Origin of the sequence: Blautia sp. MCC283, assembly GCF_018785565.1 — a bacterium.
Lineage (GTDB): Bacteria > Bacillota > Clostridia > Lachnospirales > Lachnospiraceae > Blautia_A.
On the sequence record NZ_WQQB01000016.1, the window covers coordinates 38,061 to 51,279 of the forward strand.

Annotated in this window: 17 protein-coding genes; 1 reads left to right on the plus strand and 16 read right to left on the minus strand. The window is 38.0% G+C overall.

The window, feature by feature from the left end; translation table 11 throughout:
* Nucleotides 1-103: 103 nt before the first annotated feature.
* The 5 genes from GPK81_RS05690 to GPK81_RS05710 all read right to left on the minus strand — a co-directional run bounded on the left by GPK81_RS05690 (nt 104) and on the right by GPK81_RS05710 (nt 3,693).
* Nucleotides 104-1,441, minus strand: a complete 1,338-nt coding sequence (locus GPK81_RS05690) for a virulence-associated E family protein (RefSeq protein WP_215706709.1) — start codon at nt 1,439-1,441, stop codon at nt 104-106.
* A complete protein-coding gene (locus tag GPK81_RS05695; RefSeq protein WP_215706687.1) occupies nt 1,386-2,060 on the minus strand; it encodes a CHC2 zinc finger domain-containing protein in 675 nt (224 codons plus the stop codon). Before GPK81_RS05695 ends, GPK81_RS05690 begins: the two co-directional genes overlap by 56 nt.
* A gap of 186 nt (nt 2,061-2,246) precedes the next feature.
* Nucleotides 2,247-2,417, minus strand: a complete 171-nt coding sequence (locus GPK81_RS05700; protein WP_165854697.1) for a hypothetical protein — start codon at nt 2,415-2,417, stop codon at nt 2,247-2,249.
* Between the two features lie 18 nt (nt 2,418-2,435).
* On the minus strand, nt 2,436-3,488 hold the full coding sequence (locus GPK81_RS05705; protein ID WP_055056241.1) for a site-specific integrase: 1,053 nt from the start codon (nt 3,486-3,488) through the stop codon (nt 2,436-2,438).
* A gap of 13 nt (nt 3,489-3,501) precedes the next feature.
* Nucleotides 3,502-3,693: a hypothetical protein gene (locus GPK81_RS05710; protein ID WP_016441025.1), complete on the minus strand. Its 192-nt coding sequence runs from the start codon at nt 3,691-3,693 to the stop codon at nt 3,502-3,504.
* Between the two features lie 210 nt (nt 3,694-3,903).
* On the opposite strand from GPK81_RS05710, the gene GPK81_RS05715 reads away from it, so the two are divergent.
* Nucleotides 3,904-4,437, plus strand: coding sequence for a helix-turn-helix domain-containing protein (locus GPK81_RS05715; RefSeq protein WP_055260936.1), 534 nt, complete (start codon nt 3,904-3,906; stop codon nt 4,435-4,437).
* A 1,073-nt stretch (nt 4,438-5,510) separates the two neighbouring features.
* Here the strand turns inward: GPK81_RS05715 and GPK81_RS05720 are convergent.
* The 11 genes from GPK81_RS05720 to GPK81_RS05770 all read right to left on the minus strand — a co-directional run bounded on the left by GPK81_RS05720 (nt 5,511) and on the right by GPK81_RS05770 (nt 13,209).
* The gene (locus tag GPK81_RS05720; protein WP_114002722.1) at nt 5,511-6,467 is read right to left on the minus strand and encodes a helix-turn-helix domain-containing protein; all 957 of its coding nucleotides are present in this window, start codon (nt 6,465-6,467) and stop codon (nt 5,511-5,513) included.
* 150 nt (nt 6,468-6,617) lie between these two features.
* On the minus strand, nt 6,618-6,938 hold the full coding sequence (locus tag GPK81_RS05725) for a DUF3784 domain-containing protein (protein ID WP_114002721.1): 321 nt from the start codon (nt 6,936-6,938) through the stop codon (nt 6,618-6,620).
* 41 nt (nt 6,939-6,979) lie between these two features.
* The gene (locus tag GPK81_RS05730) at nt 6,980-7,312 is read right to left on the minus strand and encodes a DUF3784 domain-containing protein (protein WP_008373562.1); all 333 of its coding nucleotides are present in this window, start codon (nt 7,310-7,312) and stop codon (nt 6,980-6,982) included.
* A 57-nt stretch (nt 7,313-7,369) separates the two neighbouring features.
* Nucleotides 7,370-7,567 carry a zinc ribbon domain-containing protein gene (locus tag GPK81_RS05735; protein ID WP_008373560.1) on the minus strand — a complete coding sequence of 66 codons (198 nt, stop codon included), beginning with the start codon at nt 7,565-7,567 and terminating at the stop codon, nt 7,370-7,372.
* 47 nt (nt 7,568-7,614) lie between these two features.
* Nucleotides 7,615-8,031: a YjdF family protein gene (locus GPK81_RS05740; protein ID WP_055059745.1), complete on the minus strand. Its 417-nt coding sequence runs from the start codon at nt 8,029-8,031 to the stop codon at nt 7,615-7,617.
* A 241-nt stretch (nt 8,032-8,272) separates the two neighbouring features.
* The gene (locus GPK81_RS05745; RefSeq protein ID WP_215683684.1) at nt 8,273-8,647 is read right to left on the minus strand and encodes a TnpV protein; all 375 of its coding nucleotides are present in this window, start codon (nt 8,645-8,647) and stop codon (nt 8,273-8,275) included.
* A gap of 3 nt (nt 8,648-8,650) precedes the next feature.
* The gene (locus tag GPK81_RS05750; RefSeq protein ID WP_147567297.1) at nt 8,651-10,072 is read right to left on the minus strand and encodes a plasmid recombination protein; all 1,422 of its coding nucleotides are present in this window, start codon (nt 10,070-10,072) and stop codon (nt 8,651-8,653) included.
* A 219-nt stretch (nt 10,073-10,291) separates the two neighbouring features.
* On the minus strand, nt 10,292-10,519 hold the full coding sequence (locus GPK81_RS05755) for a DUF5348 domain-containing protein (protein WP_114002719.1): 228 nt from the start codon (nt 10,517-10,519) through the stop codon (nt 10,292-10,294).
* A 150-nt stretch (nt 10,520-10,669) separates the two neighbouring features.
* A complete protein-coding gene (locus GPK81_RS05760) occupies nt 10,670-10,891 on the minus strand; it encodes a hypothetical protein (RefSeq protein WP_055059751.1) in 222 nt (73 codons plus the stop codon).
* A gap of 127 nt (nt 10,892-11,018) precedes the next feature.
* Nucleotides 11,019-12,020, minus strand: coding sequence for an AAA family ATPase (locus GPK81_RS05765; RefSeq protein WP_072522256.1), 1,002 nt, complete (start codon nt 12,018-12,020; stop codon nt 11,019-11,021).
* 4 nt (nt 12,021-12,024) lie between these two features.
* Nucleotides 12,025-13,209, minus strand: coding sequence for a site-specific integrase (locus GPK81_RS05770; RefSeq protein WP_215683685.1), 1,185 nt, complete (start codon nt 13,207-13,209; stop codon nt 12,025-12,027).
* Nucleotides 13,210-13,219: the final 10 nt, after the last annotated feature.

The following is a 13,219-nucleotide window of genomic DNA, read 5'->3' on the forward strand; positions in this document are numbered from 1 at the left end:
TTCCAGTCTGTAAACGGAATTTGTAAACGGAGTTCAAAAGATTTTAAAAGTTAACGTTTTAAGTTTTTTCTTCAAGTTCCGTTTACATCGTTTACAATAATCTTTACTCAAACGGTATTTCCAACTGTTCCGGTACTTCCATAAAGCCGTCTTTATCTTTCTTCACCGAATCTTCCATCCGTTTCCATGACCGCTGTATTCCATATTCCTTTCCGAATCGATGTGTACCATGTGGTTTCCAGCCTACAATCGCATTGTTCATAATATTGGCAATTTCTTTACCTTCCCACTGTTTCATTTCTCCGGTTCGATGTAGCGCTTCATCGAACAGAATTCTTGTACATACATAATCGTCATCGTAGTCATCAAGAAATGCCTGTATGATTCCGGCATTGGTATCTTCCGGCATAAATTTTTTCTGCAGACGCTTTGCCTCTTCCTCAATTTCCTTTGTAAATCCTAAGAACACATTTCCCTGTCGATACAGTACCATTGCCTCCGCCCAGGCCTGTTCGATATAGGCTTTGCTCTCTGCCTCATTGTCCAGAATATGAACTTCTGCTTTCGACATATCTGTCATCACCGGAGCAAATCTTCTGTTTCCGGTTCTGTCCAGCGGAAGGAAATTCAGATCATTTGAAGTACCGCAAAATACACACTGTCTCGGTCTGTCTTCTGGGTGAACTTCATAAGGTACTTTATAAGTTTCTTTCTGTCTGCTCAGAAACGATTTTATCTGTTCAATATTCTTTGCTGTGATAGTTGCCTTCATTTCTCCCATTTCGATAATCCAGTGATTTTGCAGTTTTCTGTAAATATTTTCATCATCCAAATGATCCAGATTGTCGCTGAACCATTCTTCTTTTATCGCTAGATATTTGAAAAATGTGGACTTTCCGGCTCCCTGACTTCCAACCAGACACAGCATAATATCATACTTTATTCCCGGTTCATAAATTCTTGAAATCGCTGCCAGCATATGCATTTTCATTACTCCGATTGTGTATTTACTCTTTTCTGCTCCCAGGAAATGCGGAAGCATATTTTCTATTCTTGGAATCCCGTCCCAGACCAGACTTTCCAGATAATCTCTAATTGGATGATATTTATTTTCATTGGAAACAATATCTACTCCTGCTTTGATCACACGCTCACTTGTCAGTTCATAATTTTCTTCCAGATACATTTTCAGATTATTTTCATCAGTATCTGTAACCGTAGAACTGTTATTTCTCCGTTCCCAAGGCACCTCTTTCACAATGTCCATTCTTCCAGAAAGCTCATTTCGTTTAATCGCTTTTTTCAGCACTGGATCTTTTTGTAATACGGTTACACAATTTCTGATTGTCTGCTTTGTTCTTCCTTTATCCGTATGCTCCAACATATCATTGACATCTTCTGTTGTAAGCATCTCCTCGTTCACAATATCTTCTAATTCCATCAAGGACTCCTCGCTGATATTCGTTAATTCTTTCTTCAATTTTTTCAACCTCCCTTCTCTTCGTCTTGAAAAACTCTACAATCTCTTCTCCTGTTCCAAACATCAGCACGTCCAGATAGTCATTTATCTTTCTTTCATTTGCCAATGCCTCCGTAAATAATTCGTGCCATTCTTCTTCCGGTTCTGGTCTGTAAAACTCTTTCCAGAACTGAATCCATTTCAGATATCTGATCAGCACGTCAGTTGCATGTTTCAACCACTGCTCCAGTTTTTCTCTGATCATCAGAACTTTAGGTTTCTTTGATATCAAAGTATTCCTGCTTTGGTGCGTCCTTTTGTATTTGTTTTTGTCTTCGACTTTTATATCCAGTCCAAAATCTTCTATCAGCTTTTTCGTAGCTTCATACTGTGATATTCCAAATAACCTTGCTGTAAAATCTATCGCATCACCGCCCACTCCACATGCAAAGCAGTGATATATTTTATCTGCCTTCATACTTGGGTGTCGGTCTTTATGAAACGGACAACACGCCATTCCATTTCTTTTTACTTTAATCCCGTAATGCTCCGCAGCCTGTCTGGCTGTCACACATTCTTTTACCTGTTCAAATAATGTCACTTCTACCTCCTGCCCCTCCGGGCAAGTCTCTGATGAACAGATATTCGGGAATTGTTGTATCTTTCAATTCGTGATATACTAAATCTGCCAAGATGGTATATCAGTGAATCTGATTATCAGAGAACTTGCTCAGATATTTTGTCTGGGCTTTTTCTTTTTGTCTGTCAGTAGTCATAGCTCCACTCCTTACACAAATCTCCTTGTTGGGATAATGATAATTTCAAATTTGCTTCCATCCTCTAATTCAAGAAGAATCGCATAATCCGAATCTCGATCCGGTAAAATGGAACTTATCTTCAGCTTCTTACTATAATTGAGCGTATCAAATATTTTTCTGACTACTTTCTTTGTTTTCATGTGTCTTTTCCTCCTTATTTAACGTTTGTTGTCCAACATCTCAGCTACCTTTTTTTGCTGTGACGGATACAGGTGACCATAAGTGTTTAATGTCATCTGAATATCTTTGTGCCCCAGTCTTTCCTTGATGATCAGTGGCTCTACACCCTGATAAATCAGATATGCTACATGGCTGTGACGGATATCATGCACTCTGATTGGTTTTACACCGGTCAATGCTTCATATTTCTTGAGCCGTTTCTGCAGTGTTCTCGCCACAATCGGAAATAACCGCTGATTTTCCGGAAATCCATAATGCTTCTTCGCATACTCCTGCACCTCTTCTTTAAGAAAATTAGGAATATCAATGGTACGGACTGAATTTTCTGTTTTTGGAGTATCAATCACATCTCTTTTCCTGATCCGGTTATAAGTCTTATTGATATGCAAAAGATTACCACTCATATCAAAGTCTGAAAGACTCAATGCCAGAAGTTCTCCTTCCCTGATTCCTGTCCAGAACAGAATTTCAAATATCAGATAATCTTCACTCCCCGGCTCAATCCCGGCAATAAATCTGTCATATTCTGCTTTCGTCCAGAATTCCAGCTTATTTGCATCCGATTTCCCCATCTTTTTTACTTTCTTACATGGATTTTCCTTCAGATTGTAAATTTTCTGTGCATGATTAAACAGTGCATTTAACTGATTTTGGATCATACGCTCATAAGTCTTGCTGTATCCTTTTTCCTGAATGGTATTCTGCCACTGGATAATCTCTGCTGGTGTAATCTCATTCATTTTTCTTGTTCCAAAATACGGAACAATGTGCTTGTTCATCATGTGTTGCTTATTACGGATTGAATTTTCTTTCAGTTCATTCTTTTTATCTTCAAAATAGACTTGAATAAAACTGTTCATCTCCATCTTCATATCCGCTGCAGTTTTTCTTATGAATTCCTTTTCATAATTTAATGCTTCTTTCTTTGTCTTGAACCCTCTTTTCAGCTTCTGCGTTTTCTTTCCTGTCCAGTCAATATAACGGAAGCTCACATACCAGGTTCCCTGTGTTTTGTCCTTGTAAGCTGACATCTTAAATCCTCCTTCATACTGCTCTCTGAGAGCATCCATAAAATTTTGTTTCCCAGTAGGGACGTGGAATCTTTCCACGAACTGCTACATATCCTTCCTTTGCCAGTTCATCATTGAGCTGCTTAAGAATAGAATATGCTTTACTGCGTTTCACACCTAATTCTTCCATGACATCATCAACATTCATCATATAATTAGTTCTCATAGCGTCCTCCTTTCAAGTCACTTTTGTGACTCCTTTATTGTTCTCTTATAATAATTCACTTTTGTGAATTTGTCAATAAACATTTGCGAATTTATTTTTTTCATTCCATACCTATTGCTTGCGTATCAGGAATTTGTTAAATCTCACTCTTTTGTATCATTCACTTTTGTGCTAGAATAGAAGCATAAATATTATCAAGGAGGCAGCATTATGGTTGGCAAAAAAATCCGGGCATTCCGGGAATTTAGAGGATACAGTCAGATACAATTAGCCGAGCTGTCCGGCATTAACGTAGGTACGATCAGAAAATATGAACTTGGAATCCGAAATCCAAAACCAGATCAGTTAGAAAAGATAGCAACTGCACTGGGATTAAACGTAAGTGTTTTTCTGGATTTTAATATCGAAACAGTCGGAGATGTACTCTCTCTGTTGTTTTCTATTGATGATTCGGTGAACCTCTCACTTGCTGAAACACCTGATCAGAAGGTTGCGCTGACATTCGATAATCCTACAATGCAGGACTTTTTCAGGAAATGGTGTCAATTTAAAAATGTCTATGAAAAGGAAAAAGCTGAAATATTAGCTATTGAAGATAAATATAAAAGACAAGAAGAACTGGATAAGCTAAATGCTACCCAGGAAGAATGGAAACTGCGCGCTATGGGAACTACGATAGGTTGCCATACTATCGTTAAGAAGGGCACTGAAGGCAATGACATCAAGACATATGATCTGACTTAATTTTGTGCATAAGAAAAAGAGCTCACGAAGAGCTCTTTCTTTTTGGTGGTCTGGGGGAATTGCTTATCATTCCATGCTACCATTACACCATATCGCCGCAAATACCCAGACCTACTAATAAGATTTCTTTTTTCATAATATCAATTCCTTTCTTGTAAATGCACTTTTCGATGTCATATACTATTCCCGAAATCATAGAACTCAAAAGAATTCCTAATATGGTGGCGATATCTGGAATCGAACCAGAGCCTATTGCTAACTTTGTTATAGTGGTAGTATAGCATTGATTTCAAATTTGTCAATCCGCTTTCAGGATTTTGTTATCATTCTGTTATCACAAACGGTTGTCAGAATACTCTCCCGGCAGCCGTTTTTCTATACCGTTCGTTATTACTTGCCACTCTTTTATATATTTCTAGGCAACAGAAAAACCCGTAGAACCGAAGTTCTACGGGTATCTTACGTTTGGACACAACGTTATCTTGCGATAACAAATCTATATTCAGATTGTATTACTCGATGATTGTAGCAACACGTCCTGATCCTACAGTACGTCCACCCTCACGTTTGTGAGGTTCTTAAAATCTCATTATTTTCTGTGATTTTCGTGTCTTTATTGTCCTGTGTTATAGGATTTCTACGCTATATTTCTGTTCTCTTCATTTTTTAGTATCAAAACGGTATCACAGCCAGATTTTCATGAGCTGTCAACTTTCCGGTTGCAGATTCCCACCTTGACTGTTATAATCGAAACATGGGTGCTATCATAACGGTAGGCGGTTAGTCCTTCAGCAGAGGGACTGTGACCCTCTGATTACATAGAAACTCGAAAGAGAATCCACTGGAAAGGAGGGCTAAGCCATGAGTATTGTTGATTTTATAGCAGTAGTGAGCTTCGGCTTAACCTGCTTTGGTCTTGGATATACCTTTGGCAAGGATAATAATAAACCACAAAAATAGCCGCCCTGGTCTGGTAAACTAAGCGGCAATTTTTGTCAAAACATATATCGGACTAACCGTCTATCGGTAGCACTCTTTTTCTATAATCATATTAGCACGCATGTGTGAAAATGTCAAAAATTTTCTTCATTCTCTTGGTTATTAATCTCCTTAATCAGCTGTACTGCCTTCTCTGCATCATCGGTTTTCACGAATATATCCACACCATATATTCCAAATCCAGGTGCCCCATGCATTGCAACATTCGCACCTGCTTCCTGTGAAAAAGCTGCTATTCCATTTTGCTTTAACATTTCTACAAGTTGTTCTGTCTCTACTATATTCTGTGCATTATAAATTTTTATCCATTCTACCTTAGATAGGGAAGTTTCCTTTTTCTCCTGAACATTTAACGAATTCTGGTTTCTTTTTCGATTAATAAATGCCAAGAGCCTAAGAATAATAAATGCCACAATAATAATACCAATCAGAAATCCCAATGCTAATCGTGTTATCTGTGTTTCTGTAGCTCCCATTCTAAATAAGCATACACCATAGATGACGGTAAAAATTCCTGCAAATATCACACTGGTGAAAAAATCTCGCCATATAGTAGCACTTTTTGGCAAACATTTATCCCATATTCCATTGTACACCATAATAGAGGCGTACAGGATTCCTCCTACCAAAGCAGTTGCTGTCTCTCCTAAAACCAAGCGAATATCCACAGTTAATAACATCTGAATAATAATCGCTAACACGCTAATCACAAACATTGATGCAAATGCAAGATTTCCAGCCTTTAATGCTTTTTGTTTCACCCATCCTTCATACACCACAACTTTGTCCAGTGTTTCTTTCATCTCTTTATTCATAGTCTGGCTCCTTTCTCCATCCAGGAGCTCTCTCATCTCAACATCGTAATATTCAGCAAGTTGAACAAGTATACTGAGATCTGGCATATTTATTCCTGTTTCCCATCTGGAAACTGTTCTTGCAGATACCTCAAACTTCTCGGCAAGCTGCTCTTGCGTAAGATTCTTTTCTTTACGACATTGCTTTAAAAAAGCTCCAATCTTTTTTGTGTCCATGTCTCTACCTCTCTTCCACTTACAGCTTACCAATATGTATCAAAATTACCACGACATAAAACGAGAATCCGCTAATTTTCAACCGGACATCGTATGTCTAAAACAAATAAACGGTATTTTCACCCCAAAAGCATTCTATTCCTCTATAAATTAACCTTCTCTTTTATGTCTATCCATAAGTAGCAGAATAAACATAACAAACCATATCACCCATGCAATTAAACAACCGATTCCTATATGCCAAATATCTATAATCATTCCAGCAATAAAAGGAATTGACATAAACATCATTCTCTTCCCATATGCCTTACACATAGCATTTTCATCATATTTTTTTCGTTCTTCTGCTGCTTTCATATTATAACCAGACAAGAATTTGGATGCTTGTCCTTTTGACCTATAAAACCATATTCCAAATAAAAGCATAATCACTGCCATTGCAAAGTCAAAAATAATATAAATATAGAACATATAATGCCTTCCTTTCAGTCAATTCCTCAAACCAGAAGTTATTACTTTTTGCATAGTGTGTTTTCTAAAATGATAATAACCACGACATCAACTACAATGATTCCCAATGCAATATATACAAAAAATGCAGGCAAAATATTTTCAAGCAAGCCCATAATTAATGCAAGAATTGCTATAATAGACATTCCAACTCCCATTGTCCTGCATAACTTCTTTTCATCATATTTTTTCTTTTCTTCTTTTGAAGCTGTATTATATCCAGAAATAAACCAGCTTCCGTGTCCAGAAAGTAAAACTATAGAAAGTACAGCAAATATTACAAAGACAATCCACACTATCCAATCAGAACCTGTTGCTAAATCTGCTAATTTCAATTATAGACCCTCCCTAAATTTCGTTTTTCTTAATTCTAAAAATCTGAAAGTTGTCTTTTAAGATTTCAATTTCGTTAAATCCTCTAAATACATTTCTGTATAACCACATTCTGGGCAGACTGCAACTCTAACATCATCTATAGTTGTCGCCTTTTGTTTTTCATCTACACGAACAACCATCCCATAGCCACCGCCATTAACTTTAAGTCTTAAATCTAATTTCATACTTGCTCCACACTTTTCACATTTCCTCATTGTTTATACCTCCAAATCCCGAATTTGAGAAAAAGCTCAAAGGACTTTTAATGTCCCTTATGCTTTTCTCTTTTCTTTCGCTGTTTTAGTTCAAACATTCGCTGTTCTTCCGCCTCTTTTTTCTTTCGTTTTTTTTCTTTACGCTCCTGTTTGTTCTGTTCCTGTTGTAATTTCAACGCCTGTTGCGATTTTGTGCCAATGCCAGTTTCCAGCATCTGCTTTTTTGCTGAACGCTGCATCCGTTTCGGATTTCTTTTTATATCCTTTACAATAGCTTCAACAGCCGGACTGAATTTCAAACCGAAATAGTATTTTTGAATATATTCCTGCACTTCATATTCTTTTGGTTCTACGCCAAATGTTACCTTTGCCACAGATAATTTACCATCTTCAATATGCTCAAATATGCCTACCCAAAATGGTTCTTCAAAATATACCGTCAATCTTCCATTTACTTTGTCCATAAAAATCCCTCCTAAAATTTATTGAACAAAGAATGGACAACCCGGAGGGGCAGGTTACTTACCCTATTTATATAGGACGGCCGGGCTACCTACCGGCTCTGGCACATCAAAGATGCACGTTGCGTTTTTATCTTTGTTTTGATAACTTTCAATTTACCTTCACTTTATTTTACCATAGTGCTTTCTAAAGTTCTATTCTAATATACAAAAATGTAAAAAAGCGATCTTATCCCCCTCGCAATCACACATATATCATGTTTTTCAATACAATTTCTTCTGCACTAGCTTTTATATTATTCATCAGCCTGACCCTCTCCATCTGATCCTGTGCCTTTAATTCTTCAGTTACACCCTGTTTTTCTGTCATCTGTTCCATAAGCGTTTCCACCTGTTCTCTAGCTTCCTGATCAGTCTGATTCAGATGTTCATTCAGCTTTCCAGTCAATAACAAATGCTGATACCTTGCTGATCTGTGTTCTTTTAAGAACTGCTTTCGTAACATTCCATATTTTCCATATGTCGGTTCTTCTTCTCTTAAAACCAGATCCGGCAAATAGTAATCTCCATGCAACGTATAGCTCATTCCATTTTTCTCATCATAAATCTGTTTTTTCATAGTCTAAATCTCCAATCCTTTGTATTTTGTTTTATTTTTCTTACGTTGTTGGTTTTCAATCTGGCTCTTTTGAGTTGCCCATTCCAACTGTTTCAGAACGCTTCCCTTTGGCATTTGCTCCATTCGCCGTTTTTCTTCCAGTGCCCTTTGTTCTTTAATGTCCTGCTGCACCACATCCTCTACAGTTTCCATTCCCAGAATACGCACCACTCTGTCATATCTGTCCGAAGTCTCCTGTAAACGTTGATTATCATTTGATAATTTTCCATTTTCCTTACGTACATCGTCTAACTGTTTCTGGATATTATCACATTCCTCAACAGATTTTTGATATTTATTTTTCCAGCTTTCTACCATTTTGTTAAGCTCTACAACCTTTCCAGCTAATGCAGCAATCTGATTCTTCATCTTGATAAACAATGGCTTGATTTTATTCTCCCTGTAAGGTACTGCACGTTCAAATGTTCCTGCCTCCGGTAAAAACGTCTTAATCATTCCATATTCTTTTATTTCCTTACTGGCATTATCCATGATTGGTTGTAGCACATTCCGACGATCTTCCAGACTTTTTAGTTCTTTTTCTGCGTCCTCTGCCCTTTGTTCTGCTTCTTGCTTCTCCCTAATTGCCTGTTCCTTATCGTCTTTTAAAATCTGGATATCTGCTCTGGATTCCGCAATTTGTGCTGTCAGTTCTTCGTTTTCTGCAGTTAGATACTCTTTCTCCTGCTCTAATTTCTGTACTTCCTTTTTCCGTTCTTTTTTCTTGAAGTTATAGACATCCAGATGTTCCTCATGACTGCCTTTCTGTTCCCATTCAATACCATGCTCTTTTGCAATCCCTGCCAGAACTTCTTTTTCATGGTTCATCCACTGGTTTAACTCAGTATCATGCTTATTCCCACCTTGAAATCCAAGACTTTTTAATGCCTGTTTCAGCGAAACTCTGGTGTCCATTCCTTTTCCTTTCCAATCAGTTACATAAGGAATAAAATCAATATGTAGATGTGGCGTAGCTTCATCCTGATGTAGATAACAACCAAATACCCGTAGCGTTGGATTCCGTTTCTGGAAGTCCTTTACATACTCATCCAGTACTTTTACAGCCTGACCTCCTTCTGCTGTTCCGACAGCCATATCTTCTCGATTTCCAATCTGGAAAATCACTTCATGGAACAATTTTTCCTGTTTGCCCTGCCGGATTTTTTCATAGTAATTTGTAATCTGTCGATCTTTTCTTTTCCCGATATTATATCGTTCTACAGCTTCATCAAACAGTTCTTTATAAACTTCTTTTAAATTCTCATTCTGATAGCAAATATTTAATTGCACTCTGTCTGAATCAACATTTTCTGCTATAAATTCCCTTCTGTTATGAGCCAGAGAACCTGTCCCGATCATACCACTAATTGTTCGTTTCAGCGTCATGTTCGTCACCCCACTTTCTAAAACCAGTGCCAGACATGGCACATAAATTTGTATCTTTACCAGCTATAGTATAAAAAGAAATCTTCGCCGGATACGGCGGTTTTGTTACTTTTGTCAAAAGTAACGCAAAAGCACTTTCGACAGCCGTTCCGTCCATCAAAAGTACCCTTGCGCCCTGCCGGGGGCTATTTTATCTCTTTCGTTACTCTCTCGATTAAATTATTCCGTTATTCTTGCCTGCACATATTCCAGATCTCCACAGTATGGCGTTCCAACCAGATACCATTCTCTTGCTGGATTCATCTCCATTCTTGTCCTTACCCACTTATCATCGACCAGCACCTCAAGACCTTCTCCACAGTGAAATCCCGTATCAATCCATAAGTCTGATGCCAACAACCCATATCTGTTATTGCTACTGTTATATCCTAATCTTCCCTGTTTCATTGTATCTTTCTCCCTTCTTCACAACTATCAAATTTACAGCCGTCTCACATTCCAGCCACAGTTTTCCGTCTGCACCTTACCAACTTTCTCCTTGTTTACTTCTCACAGGTGCGTGACACGCTCCTGTAAAAAGATAATCAATAAGAACTGTTACCATCGAAAGCTCTCTTGCATTCCTTTTCTGTCCAGATACTCCTGCCGGAACTTTTCCCGTTCTTCTTCTGTTGGTGCAGTTTTGAATTTACTGTATACCTCACGATTTACCATTGCATCCAGCTTTTTCTCCAGACCTTTTCTTATATCATCTGCTTCCTGTTCCTGATCCAGTAAATGATATTTTATAATCTTTCCAAATAACTCCTCTGGAATCATAACGTTTTTCAAGCTCTCACCTTCTTACAATTTATGTAAGGACGCAACACTGCAATGTCTTTACAGATTGCAACCTTGCATTTTAATTCCGCATTTTCTATATACTCTGCAATGTTGCACCCTTAATTTATTCCGGCTTAACTTTATCTAAATCCCAATACCATGAATTGCCGATTCGTCTTGCCTTAATTTCAAGTTCCTTTTTTGCATTTTCCAGTGTTCTTTTAGAAATATTCAAATCTTCTGCCATATCAAAGATTTCACTGCTTTGCACAGAAGTTGATGTTTCTGCCAGTTCCCTCAGCATCTTCTTTGCCTGTTCCAGTTTATTTACCTTTGGCGCAATTCCACCAAGCACCTCATCTGCTGTGATTTCATAGTCACCTATCCACTCAAATCCTGTTTCTGTCAGGCGAAATGCTTTGGAATGCCCAAATGCAGCCAGATTATTTTTAATCTGAACCACTGCTCTTAAATCCGGTTCTCCCTCTATTCTTCCTACCAGTAATACGCTTCTGGCTACTGCAAAAAAGTCAATCGAACCCATTCCTCTATATGCAGCTTTGTTTCCACCAGCTTTATTCATGTGTCCGATTAATAAAATTGCACATTTGTATTTTTCTGCCAACAAACTCAATCTTTTCGTCATATCCCTTGCTTCATTTGCACGGTTCATATCCATTGTTCCTCCAAGGTATGCCTGAATCGGATCTAAAATAAGCACTCTCGCACCAGTCTGTTTGATAGCAGTTTCCAGTCTTTCATCAATCATGGAAAGTGATTTTTCTGTTTCATCTATAACCATAATTCTTTCACAGACCGCTTCTGCCAGCTCCAGTCTGGGTTTTACTGTATCTGCCAGTCCATCTTCCGCTGTCTGATAGATAATATTCACGGGTTCTGTTACTTTCATATCGTTATCCAGACCTTCTCCTTTAGACAATCTTGCAGCAATATTTAATACCAGCGTAGTTTTTCCATCACCGGGATCTCCCTGAATAATCGTTAATTTTCCATAAGGGATAAACGGATACCAGAGCCAGTCCACTGTCTGAGACTGGACATCTGACATCTTTATCATTTTCAATTCTGTTTTATTCTCATTTCTCTGTTCCATAAATTCCTCCATTTTCTCAACTGTTCTCGCCAGTTATCTGTTGTTCTCTGGAAGAATCTCTGCTATAATCAACTTGTCTAGGGTTGACATTTGTGGATTCGTCCTCATTTGTCACATTGCTCCGGTTGTTCGTACTTCCGGAGCTTTTTATATTTTCATCATCCAACATATCTGCCACTACTTTCTGCTGATCTGGATATAAGTGCCCATAAGTATTCAATGTAATGCGAATGTCCGTATGTCCAAACCTTTCTTTAATCATCAATGGTTGCACTCCCTTATTGATCAGAAATGCCGCATGACTGTGACGAATGTCGTGTACTCTTATCTTTTTTACTCCGGTCTTTTGAACCACCTGTTTTAACTTATGCTGTACCGCTTCATGAACCATTGGAAAAATCCGTTCATCTTCGGGCAACTCATACAGTCTGCTAATATAGTCCTGAATCTCTTTTTTCAGAAATTCCGGTATGGAAATCGTACGGTTCGATTCTTCTGTTTTGGGAGATGTAATCACGTCCTCTCCATGCATACGGTAGTAAGTTTTATTGATATGAAGTAGATTCCTTTCAAAATCAATGTCAGCAGGTGTAATGCTGAGTGCTTCGCCTTCTCTCGCTCCTGTCCAGAATAATAATTCAAACAGCACATAATATTTGCTTCCCGGTTCTATTCCGGTCATAAACTGCCGATATTCTTCAATTGTCCAAAACTTCATTTTCTTTTTTGAAGTCTTTCCCATACGTTTTACTTTGTCACAGGGATTATCTGCCAGATTGTAGATATTCTTCGCATGATTGAATAATGCCGTCATCTGATTCTGTATTGTTTTCAGATAATCATCTGAATATCCTTTTTCAATAATCGTATTCTGCCACTGGATAATCTCTGCTGGTGTAATACTGTTCATTGGTCTGTCCTTAAAATACGGTAACAGTTGAGCCTTCATCGTATCTCTTTTATTCTTGATACTCCTGTCCTTCAATGACTGAGACTTGTCTCGGAAGTAGACTTCTACAAACTCTCCCATTGTCATATCCATGTCTGCTTTCGCTGTTCTTTTATACTCCGCTTCAAAATTTAATGCTTCTTTCTTAGTGCGGAATCCTCTTTTTACTTTTCGCTTTTTGGCTCCTGTCCAGTCCTCATAATAAAATGAAACATACCAGGTTCCTCTTTCTTCATCTTTGTATGCTGCCATACTTTCTCCC

Bases quoted from the DNA above. Each gene is read 5' to 3' on its own strand.
- GPK81_RS05755 (WP_114002719.1), bottom strand. From the start codon at position 10,519: ATGAAACAGGGAAGATTAGGATATAACAGTAGCAATAACAGATATGGG.
- GPK81_RS05690 (WP_215706709.1), bottom strand. From the start codon at position 1,441: ATGGAATTAGAAGATATTGTGAACGAGGAGATGCTTACAACAGAAGAT.
- GPK81_RS05750 (WP_147567297.1), bottom strand. From the start codon at position 10,072: ATGACGCTGAAACGAACAATTAGTGGTATGATCGGGACAGGTTCTCTG.
- GPK81_RS05725 (WP_114002721.1), bottom strand. From the start codon at position 6,938: ATGTTCTATATTTATATTATTTTTGACTTTGCAATGGCAGTGATTATG.
- GPK81_RS05710 (WP_016441025.1), bottom strand. From the start codon at position 3,693: ATGAGAACTAATTATATGATGAATGTTGATGATGTCATGGAAGAATTA.
- GPK81_RS05735 (WP_008373560.1), bottom strand. From the start codon at position 7,567: ATGAGGAAATGTGAAAAGTGTGGAGCAAGTATGAAATTAGATTTAAGA.
- GPK81_RS05770 (WP_215683685.1), bottom strand. From the start codon at position 13,209: ATGGCAGCATACAAAGATGAAGAAAGAGGAACCTGGTATGTTTCATTT.
- GPK81_RS05765 (WP_072522256.1), bottom strand. From the start codon at position 12,020: ATGGAGGAATTTATGGAACAGAGAAATGAGAATAAAACAGAATTGAAA.
- GPK81_RS05720 (WP_114002722.1), bottom strand. From the start codon at position 6,467: ATGGACACAAAAAAGATTGGAGCTTTTTTAAAGCAATGTCGTAAAGAA.
- GPK81_RS05705 (WP_055056241.1), bottom strand. From the start codon at position 3,488: ATGTCAGCTTACAAGGACAAAACACAGGGAACCTGGTATGTGAGCTTC.
- GPK81_RS05740 (WP_055059745.1), bottom strand. From the start codon at position 8,031: ATGGACAAAGTAAATGGAAGATTGACGGTATATTTTGAAGAACCATTT.
- GPK81_RS05700 (WP_165854697.1), bottom strand. From the start codon at position 2,417: ATGAAAACAAAGAAAGTAGTCAGAAAAATATTTGATACGCTCAATTAT.
- GPK81_RS05745 (WP_215683684.1), bottom strand. From the start codon at position 8,647: ATGAAAAAACAGATTTATGATGAGAAAAATGGAATGAGCTATACGTTG.
- GPK81_RS05760 (WP_055059751.1), bottom strand. From the start codon at position 10,891: ATGATTCCAGAGGAGTTATTTGGAAAGATTATAAAATATCATTTACTG.
- GPK81_RS05715 (WP_055260936.1), top strand. From the start codon at position 3,904: ATGGTTGGCAAAAAAATCCGGGCATTCCGGGAATTTAGAGGATACAGT.